The sequence below is a fragment of the Sphingobacterium sp. IITKGP-BTPF85 genome (genome assembly GCF_001006065.1).
GTDB classification, from domain to species: domain Bacteria; phylum Bacteroidota; class Bacteroidia; order Sphingobacteriales; family Sphingobacteriaceae; genus Sphingobacterium; species Sphingobacterium anhuiense.
In genome coordinates this window covers 34,061-55,867 of record NZ_ASZT02000001.1, presented here as the reverse complement: position 1 = coordinate 55,867, position 21,807 = coordinate 34,061, and the positions used below count along the sequence as shown (strand labels likewise).

The window sequence follows — 21,807 nt, the reverse complement described above, 5'->3', positions numbered from 1 at the left end:
TTTACTCACCTTTGGGAAATTATCACATATTTAGCCTATCCTTGTATCAATATAATTTTTAAATAAAATGAATAAAGGAACTGTAAAGTTTTTCAATGAAACTAAAGGATTTGGTTTTATTACCCCTGAAAATGGTGGAGACGATGTATTTGTACACATTTCAGGCTTAAAAGACCAAGTTAGAGAAGGCGATAGCGTTAGCTACGAAATTGAAAACGGAAAAAAAGGCTTAAATGCTGTTAATGTAAGAATAAACTAATTACTATTATATTTTCTTGCAAAAGCAGCTTCCTCACAGGAAGCTGCTTTTTTTGTTACAAACAGCAAAAACTCAAATCCAGATATACGATCTTTTAACTCCAGCATAAAAGATTCTTTAACGGTTCTTTTCAACCGTTAAAAAAATGATAACATAAATATGCTCAAGAACACTTAAATACTTGAGCATAACTATACGATAAAAAATATATTTTCCTTTACAGATTTTCTTATTTCAATTCGGACAATCTTGTCAAACCTTCCAAATAATAATAATCTGCATAAGCCAGTGGCACATCAATCTCCGAGTTGTGAGGAATACTTCCAACACTATGTTTTAATAAAAAGCCTCCATTTGTCCCATAGTTAGCAAAATAAGCTGGTCCAGATAATGTTTTTAGAGTTGACTTAGCAAAGTCTAAATAAGATCTACTCTCTTTCCCTGTAGTAAAAGTAGATAGATACACCAATGCTGATGCAACAATCGCCGCCGCCGAAGCATCTCTCGGTATATAATCAAGCTTCAAGTAGGCAAAGTCAAGATCTGACTTATACCCTTCCTGCTGTGCATTAAAATCCCAGTAAGGAATCTTATCCTTAGGTAAATTCTTATGATTCATATAAAAACTTGCCGCAGCTTTAGCTGTCTCCAGAAACTCTTTCTTTTTGGTTTCTTTATACATCATCGTAAAACCATAGATTGCCCATGCCTGGCCTCTCGCCCAAGTCGAATTATCAGCATAGCCTTGATTTGTTTGCCTATGGATGGCTTTTCCATTTTCATCATAATCCACAACATGGTAGGTACTGTGATCCGGACGGAAATGATTCTGCATTGTTTTGGTTGCATGGCTGATCGCAACATTTCTAAATTTAGGATCTCCTGTAATATCCGAAACATAACACAACATCTCCAAATTCAGCATATTATCAATAATTACAGGATACTGCCAAGTTGTTTTGCCGTCCCATGACTTCTTTTTATTCCACGATTTAATCAATCCTACTTTTGGATTATAACGTTTTAAAGCCGTATTAGCTGCGTGAATGATAATATCTTTATAAGCTTCTACCTTTTTGGATCTTTGAGATATTTGATCGCATTACCATAAGAACAGTACATCACAAAACCAATATCATGGTGCTGGTCAAGGTTTTTCGCTTTCTCTAAAGCCTCGGTCCACTTTATCGCCTCGTTCTTTATTTCTTCGTCACCTGTTTTGTTGTATATGTACCAAAGCGATCCAGGAAAGAAACCTCCTGTCCAATCCCACTCACTCTTCACGACCAACTCTCCTTTCTTATTTATTGTTCTTGGAAAATTTCTCAATCTATCAGCTTCTTTTGCTAAATATGTATATTGCTTTTCCGAAGCTTCAAAACTTTTCTTGATAAATGGCAATTTTATAGGTATAAAACTTAGTGTTAAACCTGCCACTGTAAGCCCCAATAAAGGAATCAACATTTTTCTTTTCATAAGAATCATCATAATATAAATAGTAAACACATAAAATCTCTTAATTAAATAGCATCTCAATATAATCTGTGCTATCTATTCTTTAGAATAACACAAAGGATACTAGTCATTCCAAATTATTTGACGGTAAATAAAATTATGTTGAATATAAAAGACCAAGCTTCATAATGAAACTTGGTCTTTTATATTATCGATTATTATCTTTTTGATTTGAAAAGAATCACTGATGTAATAAATATTTTTTGATTAATTCAACTGTAATGATGCTGGTCCAAATTCTTCAAAATAAATGGCTGACTTCTCAACTCCATGTTCCAATAAAAAATGATAATGTTTTGAAATGAAGGGAGCCGGACCACAAATAAAATATTCTGCTTCCGGTTGCAATACCTCATTTTTTATTTGTGCAAGCTCTACCCAGCCTTTATACTCAAATGCTGCTGTTTCCTCAATATGATCATAAAAATATGGCGATCGATCTTATTATCCATAGCGATTTCTGCAAGCCTATCCTTGAATGCATGCACCGACTCATTTCTACAACCGTGTATCCAGGTAATTGGAATAGGTGATTCTACTTTATCTTTTACCAATTGTTCAAGCATCGCCATCAAAGGAGTTTGTCCGACTCCGCCACTTATAAATACTTTTGGATTTTGATTTTCTAGTTGGAGGACAAATGTTCCCGCCGGTGCAGATAAATCGACCAAGTCACCTATTTCCACATGATTGTGCAGATGGTTACTGATCATTCCATCAGGATGTTTAGTTCCGGTTTCTCGTTTCACAGAAATACGGTAGTATTTTCCATTTGGGGCACATGAAATACTGTACTGTCGCGGTTGTAAAAGATCCAATTCTGGCAAGAATAAACGTAGGCTGATATACTGGCCTGGCAGAAAATCAGCCACTGGTCCGCGATCACTGGGATAAAGATAAAATGAGGTTATCTCTTCCGATTCTTTAATTTTTTGCTTTACAACAAAAGGTCTCCAACCAGACCAACCTCCGACTTTGGCTGTTTGCTTGCTATAGAGTGACTGCTCGTGACCAGACATCAGAGAAGCAAGTTGCCCATAAGCCAGAGTCCAAGCCTCTAACAGTTCCACTGAAGCAGCATCGCCTAAAACCTCAGCAATGGATGCAATTAAGTGATTGCCCACAATCACGTAATGTTCCGGACGGATAGATAAACTGGTATGCTTATGACCGATACTATTGACAACGGGCATCAATACACCTGGGTTTTCGATATGTTCTGCGTACGCCAGTACGGCCATTGCTAGCGCTGTCTGCTGTTTATTATTCTGCTGGTTGCCCATGTTGAACACATGTTTCAATTCAGGGTTATGCTCGAACATACGTTTATAAAAATGTGTTGTCAATAACACACCATGCTCCTTTAAAATTGGCACAGTAGCCTTTACTAATTGTTTTTGATCTGCTGTCATGTTATATTAATATAAATAAAAGATAATTACATCTTTTATTGTTGTAAAAAAATGCTTTATGAAACAAAGTACTAGAAACGTGGCTAAGTGCTATATTTAATCATTTTTATATGATAAACTTAAAATAAATAAACTCATCTCTAAGTCTCACAAAGATAAAAACAATAAAAGACTTTATCATCTTTTATTAAAAAATATGACACAAGCACGAAATATAGCCACTACTTTGCTATTTCAGGATATGTATAGACATTGTAAGGGTTTATCTTTTTTGCTACTGCATAAGCGATCAATACTGCAATTGCTACTGGAAATAGTAGGATATATGCACCCGGAGCCATACTGCAGATCAAGAACAAGGCAGTGAAACGACCATGAATAGCAGCTGCTAATGTCGAAGCGGCACCTACCAAGGCAAAATTTAAAATCAATAAATCTAAACCAAAAATCATATTGCAAAACAATGCCACTGCCATACCCAAAAAAGCCCCAGCAACAATACTTGGCGCAAATACTCCACCATCACCACCGGCGCCCAAAGTAAGGGATGCGACCAAGGGTTTCAACATGACCAGAATCAGTAATGATATCGGAATCATCACTGCTCCCTGTGATGCTGTCGACAATTTGATCATTTGCTGAAGACCGTGATAACTATCTCCGTACAAGGCTGGAAAGAACAAAATAAAGCTTCCAACGGTAATTGCACCAATATTAACTCTCAAAAAATTACTATTTATTCGAGCAAAAAGTTTTTTAGAAGTCAAGACCAGCTTCATAAAATAATTAGCCAATACTGCTCCTAATACAGCGACCAACATCATAAACGGCAGTCCATACCAATGCCACTCCACAACTGGAAAGGATAACAATGGTTCTTTTTCAAAAAAATGTATCCCTACATAAGCGACAATTCCAGCTATTGTACAGCTCAATAAAACAGTTTTCTTTAATCCTCGAGCGATCACCTCAATAGCAAAAAACCAACCGCCTAAAACAGTTCCAAACAACACGGCGACACCCGCTGTCACGCCAGCACAAATTAGTTCACGCTTATATTTCATCGGTGCCCAGCCTTTTTTACTCATTTGATTGCCCAATGTAGCGGTAGCGACAACTGTAGAAACCTCTATACCCGTGGATCCTCCAAAAATAACCGTAAGAAATCCGTTGATAAAATGTGATGGAATTTTATAAAACGGAAGATGATCTTGACGTGTATCCAGAGAACGGTAAATTTCACGAATGCCTTTATTCTTCTTATTTTGAAATACGTATTTCCGCAAAAAATAAATGATAGTAATACCTATGGACGGAAAGATAATATAGAGATAATGATTTACTTGCGACACATGCTCGAACAGATAATCTTGCCAATGGGTAGTGAGATGTTTGAGTGTATACGCCAAAGTCCAGATAGCACAGCGACAATAATACTGCCTATCATGAGCTTAAAATAACTGTACAGTTTTATTTTATCTTTCATGATCGATTTCCTATTCTGGCGCAAAGCTACCATAAAAAAATGCAGTAATTCAAGTATTTGCAAGAAAAACTGTGCAAAATCTAGGTTACTATCATTGTTAATCCATGAACATAAAACTGTACATACAAACAGAAAATCAAAGAACACCTCAGTAACATATAAATTGTTTACTAAAATACTGAACCATTTAAATCAGTATAATGAATTATTTTTCAGTTATTCCTCGAATATTTAACAAAAATTATCCCTTGAAAGAGAAAAAAAATCACTGTAACAATTAAATTTATGTAGATTTGTAGCTACAAGCCATTGGACAATGAATATATCATTTTACAATAAATGATGAAAGAAAAGAACTCGAATAAATTGGAACAGATTATTTTTTACATCTTTTATTCCTTTTACTTATTTAGTAGACCAACGGCCGAATTAGCTGTAATCAGTATTTCTTTTATTAATCATATTTTATTATCATGAATATCTTGGCACGATTTTTACTTCATGATGGGAAATTTGAATAGGGTATTACTGACAACTAAAACCAACAATTTTTAAAATTAGGTAGTTGTTTCAACATCTATCTTATATCAAAGTTATTGTAATAAAATCACCTACTATTTGAAACATGTTTCATGATTAACCTTACGTTGCTAAAGAGAAAATTTCGAAAAGACAATCCAAGATGGGTTATTCTTTTAATTGATTTGTTTATCGTATTTGTCTGTTATGCTATTTCTAATTTCATTTTTAATAGTATACATGAACAATATTCGATGGCCATGATGCTGAAGAAAAGTATTCTTATTTTACTGGTATATAGCTTTGCTTTCTCGATAATGGGAACCTATAAAGGCATTATTCGTCAAACTGGTATTCAAGATGCTATAAAAATATTTAAAACGATCTGGTTGGCCTTTATGTTGTTAGCAATACCAACGATTGCTATTCGTTACTATATTCCAAAAGGAACCATTGCTGGCGATTTCTTACGCCTCTCGTACATCATACTTTTTATGCACAGCTTTTTCACCATGGTGATGTTGGTTGCAGCACGTGTGACTTACAGAAGCATTTATGACATGCTTTTTCTTCCCAATCGGAAAAATCGAAATGTATTAATTTTTGGAGCTTCCAGACCTGGATTAGTAGCTTACTCACTTTTACGTGAAGACCGCCGTATCAAAAATCATGTTGTTGCGTTTGTCGAAGATAAAGTTTCACGTGTAGGTAAACGTATTACGGGATTACGTATACTCTATCTAGAAAAAATAGATCAAGCCTTCATTGACCAATTCAATATATCAGAAGTTATTATTGCAGTGGAAAACAATGATCCCGAAAGGTTAGTACAAGTAACAGACCATTTTCAACAACTGAATCTTGAACTGAAAATCATGCCGAATTCACGGGTTATGTTAAATTCTGGTGCCAAACGTGAGATTCGTCCACTAAAGATTGAGGACTTATTAGGAAGAAAAGCGATTAAGATTGAAAATCCGGGAATTGATGCAGAATTGGACAATAAAGTAATTTTGATAACTGGTGCTGCCGGTTCGATCGGAGGAGAATTATCCCGTCAGATTTCACAACGCAATTACCGTCACCTTATTTTATTGGATCAAGCCGAATCACCACTTTACGATCTTCAACAATCGCTAAAAGCTTCTCATCCCGATCGCGTTAAGTGTATTGTTGGTGACGTTCGTGATAAGCTATTTTTGGAACGGATCTTTAAACGTTATCGCCCACAGATGATTTTTCATGCGGCGGCGTATAAACATGTTCCTTTAATGGAACAAAACCCATATGAAGCTATCTGGACCAATTTAATTGGCAGTAAAAATATGGCGGATTTGGCTGTCGCATATGGTATCCATAAGTTTGTCATGGTGTCTACAGATAAAGCTGTCAACCCAACTAATGTCATGGGGGCAACAAAGCGGGCGGCTGAGATATATGTCAACAGCTGTAGCGCATTAGGAAAAACCAATTTCATTGTGACACGATTTGGGAATGTATTAGGGTCAAATGGATCCGTTATTCCATTATTTGAAAAACAAATGGAGCAAGGTGGGCCATTGACACTGACACATGAAGACATCACACGATATTTTATGACTATACCAGAAGCTTGTCTATTAGTTCAAGAAGCTGGTGTCATGGGCAATGGTGGAGAAATCTTTGTTTTTGATATGGGTAAATCTGTCAAAATTATAGATTTGGCCAAGCGCATGATCAAGCTGAAAGGTTACCGTTATCCTGAAGATATTGATATTAAGATCGTAGGCTTAAGACCAGGCGAGAAAATATTTGAGGAATTATTGGCGAATGATGAGAATACACAAAAAACGCATCATCCTAAAATTATGATCGCTCAAGTAAATCGAGAAGACATAGCTGAAAAATGTCATCTAATTGAGCAGTTGAGCCGTGACATTACTTCGTTTGACAAAAGTGATATCAATGACATGCAACTAGTGCTACAGCTTAAGAAAATTGTTCCAGAATTTAAGTCACAGAATTCGATATTTAAAGATTTGGACGAACATCTTGAAGAAAAAGTTACTTTAAACACTTAATATGCGACAAATTAAATATCGTTACAAAACAATAAATAACCCGCTTAACTACATATAGGTGGGTTATTTTTTTTGAGTTTTATATCTGTGAATAAAAGCTGCACAGTCGTTGTCTTAATCTCCTGTTTGTTTCACATTGAATTTACCCATCTCTAAAGGCTCTCTTCAAATATTTTAATACATTTATTTCTCATACAATTCCAATTATTCTTTCGTAATTTGCCATCGAATTCTTCATCGGGTTGCTATTTATAAAAATAAATTCATTCGATTCAAGTATTTTGGATGAGAATCCGGTAGTCAAATTTATATGTACTCAAAGAGTTCAATATAATGAGCCATTATTTAGCAATACTGATTTCCTTTTTCATATCATCCAGTCTGTAAATAAGAGTAAGAACAAAGATGAAAGACAAATATATATATATAGCAGGTCATCGTGGTATGGTTGGTTCAGCAGTCAAAAGAAATTTAGAGAACTTAGGTTACCATAATTTCGTTTTACGAAGTTCTGCTGAACTGGATTTAAGAAACCAGTCCGAAGTACAGGAATTTTTCAGGAATGAAAAGCCAGCCATTGTAATTGATGCTGCTGCAAAAGTAGGAGGTATATTAGCCAATAACAATTATCCTTATCAGTTCTTGATGGATAACATGCAAATTCAAAACAACCTTATAAACGAGTCATTACAAAACGATGTTGAAAAGTTTATTTTCCTAGGTTCTTCTTGTATTTATCCCAAATTTGCACCTCAGCCTTTACAAGAATCCAGTTTATTGACGGATAGTCTAGAGCCAACAAACGAATGGTATGCCTTGGCAAAGATTGCGGGGGTTAAAGCATGTCAGGCGATACGTAATCAATTTGGAAAAGACTATGTTAGCCTTATGCCTACAAATTTATATGGCACACATGACAATTTTGATCTCACAAGTTCACATGTCCTGCCTGCGATGATTCGAAAATTTCACGAAGCGAAATTAGAAGGACATACCACAGTCAACTTATGGGGATCTGGAAGTCCGATGCGCGAATTTTTATTTGTGGATGATTTAGCGCGAGCTGTTGCATTTGCGTTAGAAAATAAGCTTCCCGAGTACCTATATAATGTCGGTACAGGAGTAGATCTTAGTATCAAAGATTTAGCGACTCTCATTCAATCTGTTGTCGGTCACCAAGGAGAAATTAACTGGGACAGCAGTAAACCCGATGGAACCCCACGCAAACTTATGGACGTAAGTAAGATGCATGAATTGGGATGGAAACATCAAATTGAATTAAAGGATGGTATCCAGACTACCTATCAATGGTTTCTAGAAAATCAGGATAACTACAAAGAAGTAAAATTATAAGTATTCAATACTACTTAAATTAAGCATATAATTAAGATGAAAATTGCATTAATCACTGGTGTAACCGGACAGGATGGCTCATATTTAGCAGAACTATTATTAGAAAAAGGCTATATGGTACATGGTATCAAACGTAGAGCATCCTCTTTCAACACACAGCGTATTGACCATATTTATATGGACCAACATGAAAACCATGTCAATTTTAAGTTGCATTATGGAGATTTGACCGATTCAACTAATATCATCCGTATCATTCAAGAAGTACAACCTGATGAAATTTACAATCTGGGGGCCATGTCACATGTTAAAGTATCTTTTGATTCACCAGAATATGTAGCGAATGTCGACGGTATCGGAACATTACGTATTCTTGAAGCTGTACGCATCTTAGGTCTAGAGAAAAAAACACGGATTTATCAAGCATCTACTTCCGAATTATACGGTTTGGTTCAAGAAGTTCCTCAGAAAGAAACTACACCATTTTATCCGAGATCACCTTATGGAGTCGCAAAGATCTATGGTTTTTGGATTACGAAAAACTATCGTGAAGCATATAAGATGTATGCTTGCAATGGTATTCTTTTCAACCACGAATCGCCACGAAGAGGTGAAACTTTTGTTACTCGCAAAATTACGATGGCTACAGCTGCCATTGCACACGGCAAACAAGAATGCTTATACTTAGGTAATCTCAATGCACAGCGCGATTGGGGGCATGCAAAAGACTATGTGGAAGCCATGTGGCTTATCTTGCAACAAGATGTAGCCGAAGATTTTGTCATCGCAACAGGGGTAACCACTTCTGTTCGTGAGTTTGTACGTATGGCATTTGCTGAAATAGGTATAGAACTCGAATTTGAAGGCAGTGAAGCTGCTGAAGTTGCAAAAGTAAAAGCCTGTAATCACCCCGATTATCAATTAGAAATCGGGAAAGTTGTTGTAAAAGTTGATCCACAATATTACAGACCGACTGAAGTCGATTTATTGGTAGGTGACCCAACTAAATCAAACACACAATTAGGGTGGAAGCCGAAATACGATCTTGCAGGTTTAGTAAAAGAAATGATGGAATGTGATGTTGCTTTAGTCAAAAGAGATTTCTTACTAGCCAATCATTCACAGGTTAAATAGATACGACCTCTCATAACGTTCAAAATAAATTAGGGTAGTGCATTGCAATGAGTTGATGCACTACCCTATTTTATTTTGAAGACAAATTTTCAAGCGATCTCCTATTAGTCTTTACACGTCCTTATCGATCTACATTACTTTTTGAAAATACACGAGTTTTCCCGATTTTGTAATACCTTGGATCGTGACCTGTACCTTTCCTGCTCGATTATTATTAAAAAATTCGATCTCTTTTGCGGCAACGTTCTTATAGTAAACCAGTATAGGATTCCAGTACAATGTAATACGATCTCCAAAACCGCTTAAATTTAAATTTTCATTTACACTCTGAAAAGGGCGGAGTGATGTATATCCTTTAACTTTCTGCAAATCAACTAACCTTCCTCTATCTCGTACCACTTCAGAGGACGGGAGCGTATAAATGGCGACCACAGGTCCACGACTAACCGTTGGCGTAGGTCCTTCAATTACCTTCACATAAGCAATTTCATTCATAGCCAGATAGCTTACTTCCTCCGCCGTTGTTTCGATCTCATTGATATAATATGCAACAACATCACTTTTAAATTTCACGATTGGCACATTTGTCATGGGTTGACTAATAATCTGTAATCCCGCAATCTTACCCAGCTGTAGATAAGTAAACAGGTTAAAACTACCTTTGGCCTCTTTGTCGCCTGAATATCTATGCCCCTTCCATCTTTTGAAAATAGTCCACTTTTAGCATATTTATTATTCAACTCTTTTACCCTTTGTTCATTTATTATTTTACCACTAATCTTTACTGTATCAAGTTTGGTTATATCCCTTTTCAACAAAGTCGCCATATACCGAGTTCTAAAATTATCAAGTAACGGATTTTTTTCTACTTCCGGATTGATCCATAACGATCCTGCATTTGGTATATTTCTCAAAGTATCCACCTTGGACAGGTCATAAAAAGTATAATTCACTTTAAAAGGTATGAACCTCATTTTATCCTCCACCTGCGTCACACGTAACTGTACGGTATCAAATGGAACATAGTCCGTTATTTTAAAACTATTCTCGCCATCAAATGGTACTTCCATATATCGCATAACCGGGTCTAGTTCACCTTGATACCCAAATGAAATACCACGCTTCGCTTTTCCATCCTCAGCTAACTTGTCTAAAGTCTTTTCTATTTTTTTCTTACCCTTTTCTTTTAATTCCATTTTACCATGTAATAGTAATATATCATCTGGTTTCCTTTTACCATTATCTGGTATAATAAATTCATCTTTGGATAACGCTGCAATGTATCGCTCATCTTTAGTAATGTCTTGAACAAATTGATTTTCAAATGGCTTTTTTGCTATATTTTTAAATAAGAGATCCGATATCATCGCAGCAGTGCTATCTAATGGAAAAATTCCATCAATAATAGAAACTGAAACATTCGCCAGCTCACCTTCTGGCAATTGAACACGTAACAAATTTTTCCCCAATGGTTCCGAAGAACGATTGACAAAGCTAACATCTGGCGTTATAAAAGTTTCTTGACTTTTAGTGATCAGACCTTCTTTTTGTAATAGATTTCCATTTATATCGTACAACAAAATTGTAGAACACCATTTACTAATCCATCCTTTGGCAATACAAGTGTTTTTACATCTTGCCCATCCTGTATGATTACTTTTTCATCAAATAATTTCTGGTGATCGAGATAAGCTTGAACAATAACCTCATCGCTAGTTTTTCCAACTTTAGAAACCGTCAGTTTATATTTATCTGTACTTTCTCCTACAGTTATCTTATAACCATGATCAACAACGTTAGGTAATACTGTTTTAATTTTTTCACCACCTACCATCTGCCATTCCAAAATATATTCGTTGGACTCAGGAGTTAGGAATACATTGACTTCTCCATTTTTATCGCTTTCAAATTCTTCAACCACCTTTCCATCGGCTGTTTTGATTTGTCCCTTAAAAGAAGTATTTGCTGGATTTTTAAAGAGGAATCCAACTGGTTCATGGAGCAGCATATGTTTTATTTTCGGATACATTATCAATTCGGGTATTTGACTCATTCCGCCATTCAATACAATTTTCTCCTCTTTTTGATAAATTGCAATACTTTTATCATAAATCAGATTAGGAAAATCAACCGTGTTTTTTGTAAAAGCATTCAATAAAATCCGATGTTCTGTATAGTTTTTAGGCACCAAATACTGAGCTGCAAAAACTCCATCAACCACAACATAAACATTATTTTCCAGTACCGCCCCCTCTCCATCAGCCCAATCAATATAGACATTTCGTGTAGCACTATCCAAAACACCATCTGTCACTACATATCCCTTAAACAAGATTGTATCCCCAGGAAAATACTCGGTTCGATCCAAGTGAATCGCTATTTTGGAGATTGATTGTGCCTGTGTAAAAAGACTAAGAGAAATTAAATTAAAAAAGGTAATGAAGCGCAGTACTTTCATGTATTTATTATGGCTTTGGTTTATAAAATTGAATGGTTAGCAATTCCCATCTAAAGTAATAATAAATCATAATACTTAAATATAAAATTTTTAAGCTATTAGAATATCTTAATTTGAATTTTCAACTAATGTTCACACCTCACTTCATAATAAAGGTTTTAGCAATTCATCTTGTCTAAATTCCAATCTTTCTTCTGATAATGATAAGACTAAAATAGTATAAAAGAAAAAATACATTTACTTGAGAAACTGTATGACATATGATATCGTCATACTATCCTTGCTAAGCAAGGTAACAGATTTTACTCTGTTAAGAATTTAAATGGGTATCACTAAAAGTAAAAAAGCACGGAATTAAATCCCGTGCTTTTTTTCAATACTACCAGTTAGGGTTCTGTTCTAACTTTACATTTTTAGCGAGTTCAGAAGTTGGCAATGGCCATAGATAATCTCGATCCTTATCAAATCTACGTAATGTAGCAGGTTGCAAAATTATATAATTCTGATCGTTTACTAGAGTCTTATCCGACCATTTGTCACCTGTAGCTGTTAGATATTCTGTAAATAAATAACTACCTAACAATGCTTTTGGCAACTCAATTTCTGCTGTTTTCCATCGAATCAAATCCCAATATCCATGCCCTTCAAAGGCCAGCTCAACTTTTCTTTCACGTCGAATTTCCGTCCTCATATTTAGTCCATTACTATTTACAAAAGCATTCGTTAATTTAGGCATTGAAACATAATTTGGTGCAGCATCTGTACCAATATTCACTTGTGGCAATCTGCCTCGAAGTGCATTGATCGTTTGATCCAATACCATATCACTGATTGTTCCATCCAACTCATACACAGCCTCAGCATAATTTAAAAGGACTTCAGCATAACGAATGACAGGTCGGTCTATATAAGATGCTTGAAGTGTCCAAAAATCTTTTTTAGCATATTTTCGTATACCGTATCCACTTCTTTGATAACTAGGATTCGGTATCGTGTAATTACTACTGGAAATAAACTCATCTCCCCTTTTAAAGATACTGAAACTCATACGCGGATCTTTTTTACTGAAATATTGAGCGTGAGTCATTGATTTATCAGGTTTCTGATATAATGGTGATTTTTCAATTGGTAAGCCATCTGCCATCAAATAGTTATCAACAAAATTTTGAGTTGGGACTACAGAATTTCCTTCATAATAGCGTTGTACAGGAGTAGAAATCACACTATTATCACGATTAATCCCATATGTCTTTACTATAATATTTTCTTTATTCGATCGGCCTTCACCAGCCTCTTGGAATAAATTAAAATAAGCATTATTAATAACTTCACCGTGACTTCCTACAGCCGATGCAGTAAACAAAGCATGTGCGCTAGAATTAATAACAGCTTCGGCAGCCTCCTTGGCGATGGTTAAATGTTTCTTTTGCTCACCATAATTATGAAACTTTTCTCGCGTTCCTTCGAACAGAGCTACTCTAGATTTAAATGCTAGCGCTGCAGTTTTAGAAATTCTGCCATATTCTTTTGCGGTATTTAGTTCATCTGCAGATCGTAAAACAGATATTGCATAGTCCAGGTCATCCAAGATGAATTGAAAAAGTTCTTCCCTTGAAGCGCGTACTTTAAAAATATCAGGATCATCTACAGTCATCGTTTTTGTGATCAATGGTACTCCTCCAAAACGTTTAAACATTTCAAAATAATACCAAGCCCTAAAAAACCTTGCCTCACCCACATACCAATTTATTTGCGTCAGATCACCACCCTTTTTAATAACCTCTTCAGATTTTTCAATTAGTTTATTAGCTTGAAAATACCATTATAATTATAATCTGTACTAGTGGCCGGGGTTGCACGAGAACCATCGCTTATATTATTTGATGAAGTATTCGGGTAACCATCTGTTGACCAATTATCTACAGTTACATCTGCTAATGTTAATCCTGGTATTGTAGAATAAAAATAATTAGCCGCCAACCTGATATCTGCCACCGTATTCCAGAAGTTAGCATCACTCATTGTTGTCTCTGGCACTTCATTGATATCACAAGAAATAAAAGAGCTAAAAGAGACCGATGCTAATAATAGATATAAAATTCTTTTTTTCATAATCATTGTTCTTATTATAAATCAATATTTAAACCGAAAGAGATAGAAGTTGCGAATGGATATGGAGATACTTTACCATCTTCAGGCTTCATCTCTGGATCGATCACTCCTTTATAAATTCCCAATCTAGAAATTGTCAATAAATCTTCTCCAGAAACATACATACGTACACGAGAAAATGGTAATTTCTTAACTGTTTCCCGCGTCAAAGAATAACCAATCTGGATATTTTTCAATCGTGCATATGCACCACTCATAAACCATTTATCCGAATTTTGAAGTTTTGAGTTCCTTCTAAATAAGGGCGCGGATAAGCTGCATCTCTGTTCTCAGGAGTCCAATAATCCATATGAAAATTCATTGGCAGATAATACGAATATAATTGAGGTTGAATTAATTCATTACTTGGTTTAAACTTACGCTTACCAATCCCTTGAACAAACATACTGAAATCTAAGTTTTTATACCCAAAATTAAAGTTGAACCCATACTGATAGCGTGGATTAATATCTCCCAGATACTGCAAATCACCAGCATCACCAACGATATTTTTTCCTGGCGAAATTTCACCATTTCCATCTAGATCTACATAACGAATATCACCTAACCCAGGTACGCCCGCTTTATTTATCAACTTAGCATAGCTTGGTGCATTTTTTAGATCCTCTTCTGTCTGAAAATAACCGTTGGTTTTATACGCCCAAATTGAATTAAGCGCATACCCTTCTACCAAATTATTAACACCAGAATAAATAATATTATCCGCGCCACCATATTTCACAAGCTTATTTTGATTATCTGCAAGATTGAATGATGCTCCAAAAGTAATATCGTCACCGATCTTATCTTGATATCCTAAAGCCAGTTCCCATCCCCAGGTCTTCATTTTTCCAACATTAGATTTGGGAACATCAATCCCGATCGTTGCGGGCAAACTTACTCTTACAAGCATATTGTTATTATATTTATTATAATAATCAAATGATCCTTTCAGCTTTCTATTCAAAAAGCTAAAATCCAAACCAAAGTTTTGTGTCTCTATTGTTTCCCATGAAAGGTTAACAGCAGGAATCATGCTTTGATATAAATATGTCTGTCTACTATCACCTAATAAGACATTAGACCCTGTTTGTAATTGCGCTATAAAATCATAATATCCAATTCCTACCTTCGAGCCAACTTTACCCCAAGAAATACGTGGTTTTAGCTCATTAACAACAGTGGAAATACCATCAAACCAAGATTCTTTAGACATATTCCATCCTGCAGAAAATGATGGAAATACCTTCACTCGTTGTCCAGGAGTTAATCGAGAGCTTTCATCACTTCTTATCGTTGCTTCAAATAAGTATTTCTCTTTATAATTATAGTTGAAACGACCGAAGTATGATTGCATCTTCTCTGTTAAAGCTGATTGTGAATTTGACTTATTCACTGGATCTGAAGTGAAATTCAAACTCGGATTATCATTAACATATAGATTTTTGGTTGTTGCTCCCAAAGTTTGATAGTCATATGAGTACAACTGATATCCTCCCATGATATGGAAATTATGATCTGAACCAAGTTTAAAATCATAATCTGCTACAGCCTGATAATTCTGACTCAGGGTTTTATAGTCCATTATTGAATAATTATTTGGATTATTCAATTGACTGGCAGTAGTAGCTTCAGGTCCAGAATAGAAGGTTACGGTACGTCTGAAGTTTCGATTTTGCTTAGTAATATCCTCTCGACTATACATTAATTTGACTTCAAGTCCTTTTACTAACTTGTTTATCGTTGCAGTTGCATTGTTAAAATAAGTACTGCTACGATCTCGGTTAAATCCTCCGTCTTTCAACAAAGCATAACCAAAAGCTGATGAAGTACCGCTACGATAATATGTTCCGTCTTCATTAAAAATAGGGAACCGCATTCGTGAAGAAAAAAATTGACGTAGTATTCCATTTCCACCCCCATCTAAACCATATCCACCATCCTGCGGATTATCTGTAGCTTGATCGATAAATGCACTACCAATATCTAACTTGATATATTCGTTTACTTTTGCAGAAATATTTGCACGCGCATTCCATCTCGTAAAATGATCTTCTCCAATCTTAAACATACCTGCCTGGCTCATATTTCCCAATGACGCCATATAAGTTACGTTTTCATTTCCTCCGGAAAACTGCAGATTCGTATTATTCATTGTATAAGACTTTTTAACCACCTTATCAATCAAATTTTCCTGATTGTATGTTCTCCACTGACCGTTAGAGCCTAAAACAAACGTAGGACCATTGATAGCATAATTCAGATCTTCTTCATTATACTCTGGCGCTAATCCAGCATTTGCTCTTGCTGTATTAACATAGTTCATTTCATCGATCAAAGACAGTCTTTCAGGAATATTAGCAGGCATTTGCCAGGCCATATTACTCATCAATGAAATTCGTGATTTACCCTTTTCACCCTTCTTCGTGGTAACCAACAGAACTCCTCCTGCAGATTATGCTCCATAAATAGCTGTAGCTCCACCATCTTTCAGAATACTAATATTCTCAATATCATTAGGATTTAAAGCCATGAATGTACCTTCAGAACTTATAACTCCATCGATAACAACCAAAGGCGCAACGCCTCCATTCGCTGAAGTAGCTCCACGAACTTCCATATTTAAACCTTGGGCACCTGGTCTTCCCGAGTTTCGGCTAATTACTAAACCAGGAGCTGCATCCTGAAGCATATTGACTACAGTAGGTGATGGTCTATCTTTTAATACTTTTGCATCGACCTGTGACACTGCACTTGTTAAATTGGTTTTCTTTTGATTACCGTATCCAACTACCACAACCTCATCAAGAACATCTTCAGTTTGCTTTAAAATTACTTTTTCAGCAGCAGAAGCTAGTATTTCTTGGCCAATATAACCAATGGAACTAAAAACCAAAATAGGGTCCGGAGTACTCACAGCTAAATTATAATTCCCATTAATATCTGTTGAAGTCGAGTTTTTACCACCTTTTTCTCTTACTGTAACGCCGCTGACAGCTTTACCAGTTGCATCAACCACTTTACCAGAAATGTTTTGTTGCGTTCGTAATTTAGCATACACCAGACTTTCCGGGAAAAGTATACTTGCTGTTGCCTGATTAGGCAATACACTAAGTGAAAGTGGTGCTAAAAGTGCAAGACGACAGTATAATTGTGACCAGCCTTTCTTCTTTAAGTAATTGTTTTTAACCATATTCAATGTATTAGGTTTTATTCGTGTAACTTTTGGTTATAGTGAAACAAGTCTAAACAAAAAAAAACACGTATACTATCGCTCAAATCAAGCCATCGATTGCACTGCATACGAAAACGATGTAGAAAAGATATGGGTCAAATATATTTTGCACGAACATGCAAAACAAATGCGGTATAATCTCAATATTATACCGCACAAGGGAAAATTAAAGAATGAAAATCTTAATTGAAAAAGCTAATATTACACATCAAAATGTTAGATATCTAAATAAATTAGTAATCACAACATCTAATAGTTACTTATGATTTAACTCTAGTATATTAAAACAGTATTTATTCATAAATAAACTTGTAGTAAGCGTTTTACTTTCAAAAAAAATGAGAATGAGATCCAATTATATTTGTCCGATAAGCTGAGGTAAAGCCATTCTAAACCAATACGTAAAAATATCTGGTTGATCATTTATCTTTTGGAACAATTCTAACTTATCAATCCATTTAAAGGCCTGTACCTCATTAGTATTCGGCACAGGCTGTTGATCCGTATATCCTACTAATACATGGTCATATTCGTGTTCGATAAGTTCATTTTCAACAGGAGTATAGTAAACAAATGCAAATACTCTTTTTAGATCACATTGCAGCCCCATTTCAAATTGTAAGCGCTGTTCGGCACTCTCTTTAATATCTTCATCTAATTGTGGATGAGAGCAACATGCATTCGTCCACAATCCACCACCATGATATTTTTCATTCGCTCGTTGATGAATTAGCATTTGTCCTTTGCTGTTAAAAATGAAAATAGAAAATGCGCGATGCAAAATTCCTTTTTCATGCGCCTCCATTTTGTCCATTTCACCTACTACGTGATCCTGTTCATCTACCAATATTACTTTATTTCTTTTCATATTTTTTACAGACAATAAATTTACAATGCTTGCTTATATACTCTCAGTGCTCTTTCACGTGCTTCCTCGTGCGACACTATCGGTATCTGAATATTTTTTTCATAATCCGGATTCCAAGTCTTGATATAAGTCAAATCAGCATCAAATTTTAAAGTTTGCGCTGTGGGATTAAAAATACGGAAATATGGGGCTGCATCACAACCACATCCAGCCACCCACTGCCAGTTACCATTATTTGAAGCTAGGTCATAATCCACTAATTTTTGAGCGAAATATGCTTCACCCCAACGCCAGTCAATAAGAAGATGTTTACAAAGAAAACTAGCCGTAATCATTCGTACCCTATTATGCATAAATCCCGTTTCATTGAGTTGCCTCATGCCTGCATCGACAATCGGATAACCCGTTTTCCCGGAACACCAAAGCTGAAATTCAGCTTCATTATTTCGCCATATGATCGAATCATATTTTGGTTTAAAACTATGTGTGACTACGCGCGGATAGTGATACAGTATTTGCATAAAAAATTCCCTCCAGATCAATTCAGAAAGCCATGTCTCATTATATTTCAAAGCAAACGCTACACACGATCTGATTGAGATTGTGCCAAATCTCAGGGCAATACCTAAGTGTGTTGTATGATCTAATGCAGGAAAATCACGCTTTTTATCATAATCGCTTATAATCTCCAGTTCTAAATTAGGCTTTTCAAATATTATATCCGTTTTCTGAAAGCCCAATACCTCTAGCTCTTTAATTTTCAATGGATTAGTTTTATAAAAATGTTCTGCAGAAACTACTACAGAGGCATAATTCTGAGGAACCAATAGGCTTTTCCATTTTCTCGAATAGGGAGTGTATACACTGTAGGGGTTGCCGTCATCTTTAACAATATCCGACTTTTCAAATATAACCTGGTCTTTGTAAGTATTAAATTGAATGTCTCGCTCTCTCAGGTACGATTCTATCAGCTTATCTCTTTTTATTGCCTGTGGTTCATAATCTCTATTACAGTATACACCTTGTACGTCATAAATTTTAGTAATAATCTCAAAAATCTCAAGTGGTTTACCGTGATAAGTCTGCAACGTTGATCCATAATTATGCAAAGTACTATTTAGTGAATTCAAAGCTTGGTGAATATAATCCACTCGTCGATCTTTGTCAGTTTCCAACTTTTGAAGTATAGTTGTATCAAAAATAAATATAGGGAGCACAGGGTAACCCGATGCAACAGCCTGCTGTAATCCCACATTATCTTCTAAACGTAGGTCACGTCTGAACCAAAATATAACAACCTTATCCTTCATATTTCTTATTTTTTCACCGTACATACGATTAATATATAGCTTGCGATTAATTATTTTTTTTGAAATCGTTAAAAAGAATAATTATTGAGCATAAACTGCCTATAACCATAAATCGCATCTTCTACTTAATGTTCAATCTGCGAATATTGAGTATTTGATCCATAATTGCTATAGAAGATTCCCATCCAGTTGTGGAGAGTACACCATTTACCTTAAAAACCATGTATAAAGAACAGATAAACACAAGGCACTTTTCCACTCCCGTTCACTTTAGCTATAAAGTGCAATAAATACAGTTCCAGTAGTTATCAATGCCTTAATAATTTGATATATTTTCTGTTCAAGTGTTGAATTTATTTGACCAATTAAGATTAAAAAATTTGTCGAGACAGAAATAGTTAAAATATATGAAAATAGTATTTATAAAATAACCATTCTTTAATTGGCAAACTAAATAATTGAAAAGGCATGGTATAAGCTGTACTTAAACTCACCAAACACTCATTTTAGTAAAATTTATATCCCATTAAATCAAAAGAGCCGAAACTATAATACTTGTTCTTAAAAATGCTCGAAAATATTTATTAAACTGGCTTTGACGATCAAAAAGCAACCCCAAACAACGATCTTAACACTCTTATTTACCTAAGCAATTTTCTGCTAACGGATCTAATTCTTTGACAAAGGATAGTTTTCAGCAACAGAAGTAAGCAAATCTGCAACATCAATATTTTGATCATATATCGGTTGATGAAATTTCTCCAATTTTTGTAATAAACGTATTAATTCCATTTTTTCAGGACGGGTCAGATCTCCTGTGACAATTAGACTGGCTTTACGAATTTTATCCATCTGATTCTCAAGAACGCGCAGTCCCTCATCTGTAATTGAAATGACTTTACTCCTTTTATCATCCTCCGAGTCGACCTGACCTACCCATTTTGGTGAATCAACCGATTAATGATCTGCATACCAAAAGGTTTATCATGGATATTACGTTTTATAAGTTCCATTTTTATCATTGGCCCAAAAACCTTCAGGTTAATTAAATAAATAAAATCTTCCTGCGTAGAAAAATCTGACTCATGTATAGCCGCTTTAGAGTAAGTTTTTGCAAACCTGTTCATCTGCACAATTAATGTATTGATGACACTATCAGGGTTTCGACCGTTTTCCTTTCCTTCCCAGTCCGGTTCTATAGTAGCTACACTTTTGTAATTATCGACTATAAATTGTTGAAAGCCTTCACTATCTTCGCTATACCCTCCATTTTCTTGCTTATATTTTTCAAAATTTTCGAGTAGTTCAATAGTATCTCTTAATAAATTATAATTCATGCTTTGTTAATTGAATAAACAAATAGGCTAAAACTACTCTATTTATTTTGTATAAATGTACATTTTTAAAATACAAATCTAAAATATAGTTCATTATTGTTCTAAATATTTTTATAATAATGTTTAAAATCTAAGATAATAGGTTCTAGATCTCCCACTTAGCATGAAGCTTTTAAGGAATAATTTTTCAAAAATTAATTCCCCTTTTAAAACCAATAGTACAGGATCACAAAATCGGTCCTCAATAAAAAAGCTGTCAATCTATCTTGAAAATAGATTTACAGCTTTTTATTTTATTTAGAAACATCTTTTTTAAAAAATGGGCTATGTTGCAAGATCCTGCGATTAAAACGATCACTTTAGCCGGAGTAGAGCAACATCCAAAACTCAAAGCACATGTTTTCTGGAACACCAATACAACAGATGTTTATCTGAGTCTAGAAAATTTACCTCCTGCTCCAGAAGGTATGCAGTATCAACTTTGGGCGATCGTTGATGGTAAGCCAGTAGATGCTGGTGTATTTCCTTTGGATCATACTGACCAGATCACCAGTATGAATCAGATACCTAAAGCACAAGCTTTTGCTATAACCTTAGAGACAAAGGGAGGAAATCCCACACTAAATTTATCACAACTTTATGTGATGGGAAATACATAAACTTTCGTTATATTTTAATACAGAAGTTACCTGTCACACTAATTGTACTAG

General features: G+C 35.1%; 21 protein-coding genes. 5 read left to right on the top strand and 16 right to left on the bottom strand.

The genetic code is table 11. From position 1 onward, the window contains the following. Positions 1-67: 67 nt before the first annotated feature. Positions 68-259, top strand: a complete 192-nt coding sequence (locus tag L950_RS00215; protein ID WP_021190047.1) for a cold-shock protein — start codon at positions 68-70, stop codon at positions 257-259. A 229-nt stretch (positions 260-488) separates the two neighbouring features. Here L950_RS00215 and L950_RS00210 read toward each other — a convergent pair whose 3' ends face one another. The 4 genes from L950_RS00210 to L950_RS00200 form a co-directional block, all read right to left on the bottom strand. Continuing rightward, positions 489-1,307, bottom strand: a complete 819-nt coding sequence (locus L950_RS00210) for a glycoside hydrolase family 88 protein (protein WP_231576728.1) — start codon at positions 1,305-1,307, stop codon at positions 489-491. 20 nt (positions 1,308-1,327) lie between these two features. After that, a complete protein-coding gene (locus L950_RS31305; protein ID WP_231576721.1) occupies positions 1,328-1,735 on the bottom strand; it encodes a glycoside hydrolase family 88 protein in 408 nt (135 codons plus the stop codon). Positions 1,736-2,148: 413 nt separating this feature from the next. Further along, positions 2,149-3,186, bottom strand: coding sequence for an NO-inducible flavohemoprotein (gene hmpA, locus L950_RS00205; protein WP_197086146.1), 1,038 nt, complete (start codon positions 3,184-3,186; stop codon positions 2,149-2,151). A gap of 221 nt (positions 3,187-3,407) precedes the next feature. After that, entirely contained in the window at positions 3,408-4,595 is a 1,188-nt protein-coding gene (locus tag L950_RS00200; protein WP_197086145.1) for a chloride channel protein, read from the bottom strand. 709 nt (positions 4,596-5,304) lie between these two features. Between L950_RS00200 and L950_RS00195 the strand changes: the two genes are divergently transcribed. The 3 genes from L950_RS00195 (at position 5,305) to gmd (ending at position 9,738) form a co-directional block, all read left to right on the top strand. Further along, entirely contained in the window at positions 5,305-7,251 is a 1,947-nt protein-coding gene (locus L950_RS00195; protein WP_021190043.1) for a polysaccharide biosynthesis protein, read from the top strand. A 405-nt stretch (positions 7,252-7,656) separates the two neighbouring features. After that, on the top strand, positions 7,657-8,604 hold the full coding sequence (locus L950_RS00190; RefSeq protein WP_021190042.1) for a GDP-L-fucose synthase family protein: 948 nt from the start codon (positions 7,657-7,659) through the stop codon (positions 8,602-8,604). A gap of 36 nt (positions 8,605-8,640) precedes the next feature. Then, positions 8,641-9,738: a GDP-mannose 4,6-dehydratase gene (gene gmd / locus L950_RS00185; protein ID WP_021190041.1), complete on the top strand. Its 1,098-nt coding sequence runs from the start codon at positions 8,641-8,643 to the stop codon at positions 9,736-9,738. 129 nt (positions 9,739-9,867) lie between these two features. Here the strand turns inward: gmd and L950_RS00180 are convergent, their stop codons facing one another. The 12 genes from L950_RS00180 to L950_RS31295 all read right to left on the bottom strand — a co-directional run bounded on the left by L950_RS00180 (position 9,868) and on the right by L950_RS31295 (position 21,097). Continuing rightward, on the bottom strand, positions 9,868-10,329 hold the full coding sequence (locus tag L950_RS00180; RefSeq protein ID WP_021190040.1) for a hypothetical protein: 462 nt from the start codon (positions 10,327-10,329) through the stop codon (positions 9,868-9,870). Then, positions 10,326-11,318: a hypothetical protein gene (locus L950_RS00175; protein ID WP_021190039.1), complete on the bottom strand. Its 993-nt coding sequence runs from the start codon at positions 11,316-11,318 to the stop codon at positions 10,326-10,328. The genes L950_RS00180 and L950_RS00175 overlap by 4 nt, the downstream gene beginning before the upstream one ends. Beyond that, the gene (locus L950_RS00170; RefSeq protein WP_021190038.1) at positions 11,303-12,196 is read right to left on the bottom strand and encodes a hypothetical protein; all 894 of its coding nucleotides are present in this window, start codon (positions 12,194-12,196) and stop codon (positions 11,303-11,305) included. The genes L950_RS00175 and L950_RS00170 overlap by 16 nt, the downstream gene beginning before the upstream one ends. Before the next feature lie 379 nt (positions 12,197-12,575). After that, complete coding sequence (locus tag L950_RS00165; protein ID WP_231576727.1) at positions 12,576-13,955, bottom strand: RagB/SusD family nutrient uptake outer membrane protein; 1,380 nt, start codon at positions 13,953-13,955, stop codon at positions 12,576-12,578. Between the two features lie 38 nt (positions 13,956-13,993). Further along, the gene (locus tag L950_RS29130; protein WP_197086143.1) at positions 13,994-14,308 is read right to left on the bottom strand and encodes a hypothetical protein; all 315 of its coding nucleotides are present in this window, start codon (positions 14,306-14,308) and stop codon (positions 13,994-13,996) included. A 14-nt stretch (positions 14,309-14,322) separates the two neighbouring features. Continuing rightward, positions 14,323-14,565: a hypothetical protein gene (locus L950_RS29125; RefSeq protein ID WP_052764266.1), complete on the bottom strand. Its 243-nt coding sequence runs from the start codon at positions 14,563-14,565 to the stop codon at positions 14,323-14,325. After that, the gene (locus tag L950_RS00160) at positions 14,562-16,787 is read right to left on the bottom strand and encodes a SusC/RagA family TonB-linked outer membrane protein (RefSeq protein WP_262506924.1); all 2,226 of its coding nucleotides are present in this window, start codon (positions 16,785-16,787) and stop codon (positions 14,562-14,564) included. Before L950_RS00160 ends, L950_RS29125 begins: the two co-directional genes overlap by 4 nt. Before the next feature lie 15 nt (positions 16,788-16,802). Further along, the gene (locus L950_RS29120; RefSeq protein ID WP_052764264.1) at positions 16,803-17,540 is read right to left on the bottom strand and encodes a TonB-dependent receptor plug domain-containing protein; all 738 of its coding nucleotides are present in this window, start codon (positions 17,538-17,540) and stop codon (positions 16,803-16,805) included. Positions 17,541-17,937: 397 nt separating this feature from the next. Further along, on the bottom strand, positions 17,938-18,450 hold the full coding sequence (idi, locus tag L950_RS00150) for an isopentenyl-diphosphate Delta-isomerase (protein WP_021190036.1): 513 nt from the start codon (positions 18,448-18,450) through the stop codon (positions 17,938-17,940). A gap of 20 nt (positions 18,451-18,470) precedes the next feature. Beyond that, the gene (locus tag L950_RS00145) at positions 18,471-19,760 is read right to left on the bottom strand and encodes a cryptochrome/photolyase family protein (RefSeq protein ID WP_031288307.1); all 1,290 of its coding nucleotides are present in this window, start codon (positions 19,758-19,760) and stop codon (positions 18,471-18,473) included. 669 nt (positions 19,761-20,429) lie between these two features. Further along, entirely contained in the window at positions 20,430-20,612 is a 183-nt protein-coding gene (locus tag L950_RS31300) for a hypothetical protein (RefSeq protein WP_231576720.1), read from the bottom strand. Positions 20,613-20,692: 80 nt separating this feature from the next. Then, positions 20,693-21,097, bottom strand: a complete 405-nt coding sequence (locus L950_RS31295) for a hypothetical protein (RefSeq protein WP_231576719.1) — start codon at positions 21,095-21,097, stop codon at positions 20,693-20,695. Positions 21,098-21,423: 326 nt separating this feature from the next. Here L950_RS31295 and L950_RS00135 point away from each other — a divergent pair, with 326 nt between their 5' ends. Next, positions 21,424-21,756 (top strand): anti-sigma factor, encoded by a 333-nt coding sequence (locus tag L950_RS00135; protein WP_021190034.1) that lies wholly within the window; start codon positions 21,424-21,426, stop codon positions 21,754-21,756. The last annotated feature ends 51 nt before the right edge of the window (positions 21,757-21,807 follow it).

Coding starts and splice junctions, on each gene's coding strand:
- L950_RS00215 (WP_021190047.1), top strand. CDS start 68: ATGAATAAAGGAACTGTAAAGTTTTTCAATGAAACTAAAGGATTTGGT.
- L950_RS31305 (WP_231576721.1), bottom strand. CDS start 1,735: ATGAAAAGAAAAATGTTGATTCCTTTATTGGGGCTTACAGTGGCAGGT.
- hmpA (WP_197086146.1), bottom strand. CDS start 3,186: ATGACAGCAGATCAAAAACAATTAGTAAAGGCTACTGTGCCAATTTTA.
- L950_RS00195 (WP_021190043.1), top strand. CDS start 5,305: ATGATTAACCTTACGTTGCTAAAGAGAAAATTTCGAAAAGACAATCCA.
- L950_RS00190 (WP_021190042.1), top strand. CDS start 7,657: ATGAAAGACAAATATATATATATAGCAGGTCATCGTGGTATGGTTGGT.
- gmd (WP_021190041.1), top strand. CDS start 8,641: ATGAAAATTGCATTAATCACTGGTGTAACCGGACAGGATGGCTCATAT.
- L950_RS00180 (WP_021190040.1), bottom strand. CDS start 10,329: ATGACAAATGTGCCAATCGTGAAATTTAAAAGTGATGTTGTTGCATAT.
- L950_RS00170 (WP_021190038.1), bottom strand. CDS start 12,196: ATGAAAGTACTGCGCTTCATTACCTTTTTTAATTTAATTTCTCTTAGT.
- L950_RS29130 (WP_197086143.1), bottom strand. CDS start 14,308: ATGAAAAAAAGAATTTTATATCTATTATTAGCATCGGTCTCTTTTAGC.
- L950_RS29125 (WP_052764266.1), bottom strand. CDS start 14,565: ATGAGTGGTGCATATGCACGATTGAAAAATATCCAGATTGGTTATTCT.
- L950_RS29120 (WP_052764264.1), bottom strand. CDS start 17,540: ATGGTTAAAAACAATTACTTAAAGAAGAAAGGCTGGTCACAATTATAC.
- idi (WP_021190036.1), bottom strand. CDS start 18,450: ATGAAAAGAAATAAAGTAATATTGGTAGATGAACAGGATCACGTAGTA.
- L950_RS00145 (WP_031288307.1), bottom strand. CDS start 19,760: ATGAAGGATAAGGTTGTTATATTTTGGTTCAGACGTGACCTACGTTTA.
- L950_RS31300 (WP_231576720.1), bottom strand. CDS start 20,612: ATGGATAAAATTCGTAAAGCCAGTCTAATTGTCACAGGAGATCTGACC.
- L950_RS31295 (WP_231576719.1), bottom strand. CDS start 21,097: ATGAATTATAATTTATTAAGAGATACTATTGAACTACTCGAAAATTTT.
- L950_RS00135 (WP_021190034.1), top strand. CDS start 21,424: ATGTTGCAAGATCCTGCGATTAAAACGATCACTTTAGCCGGAGTAGAG.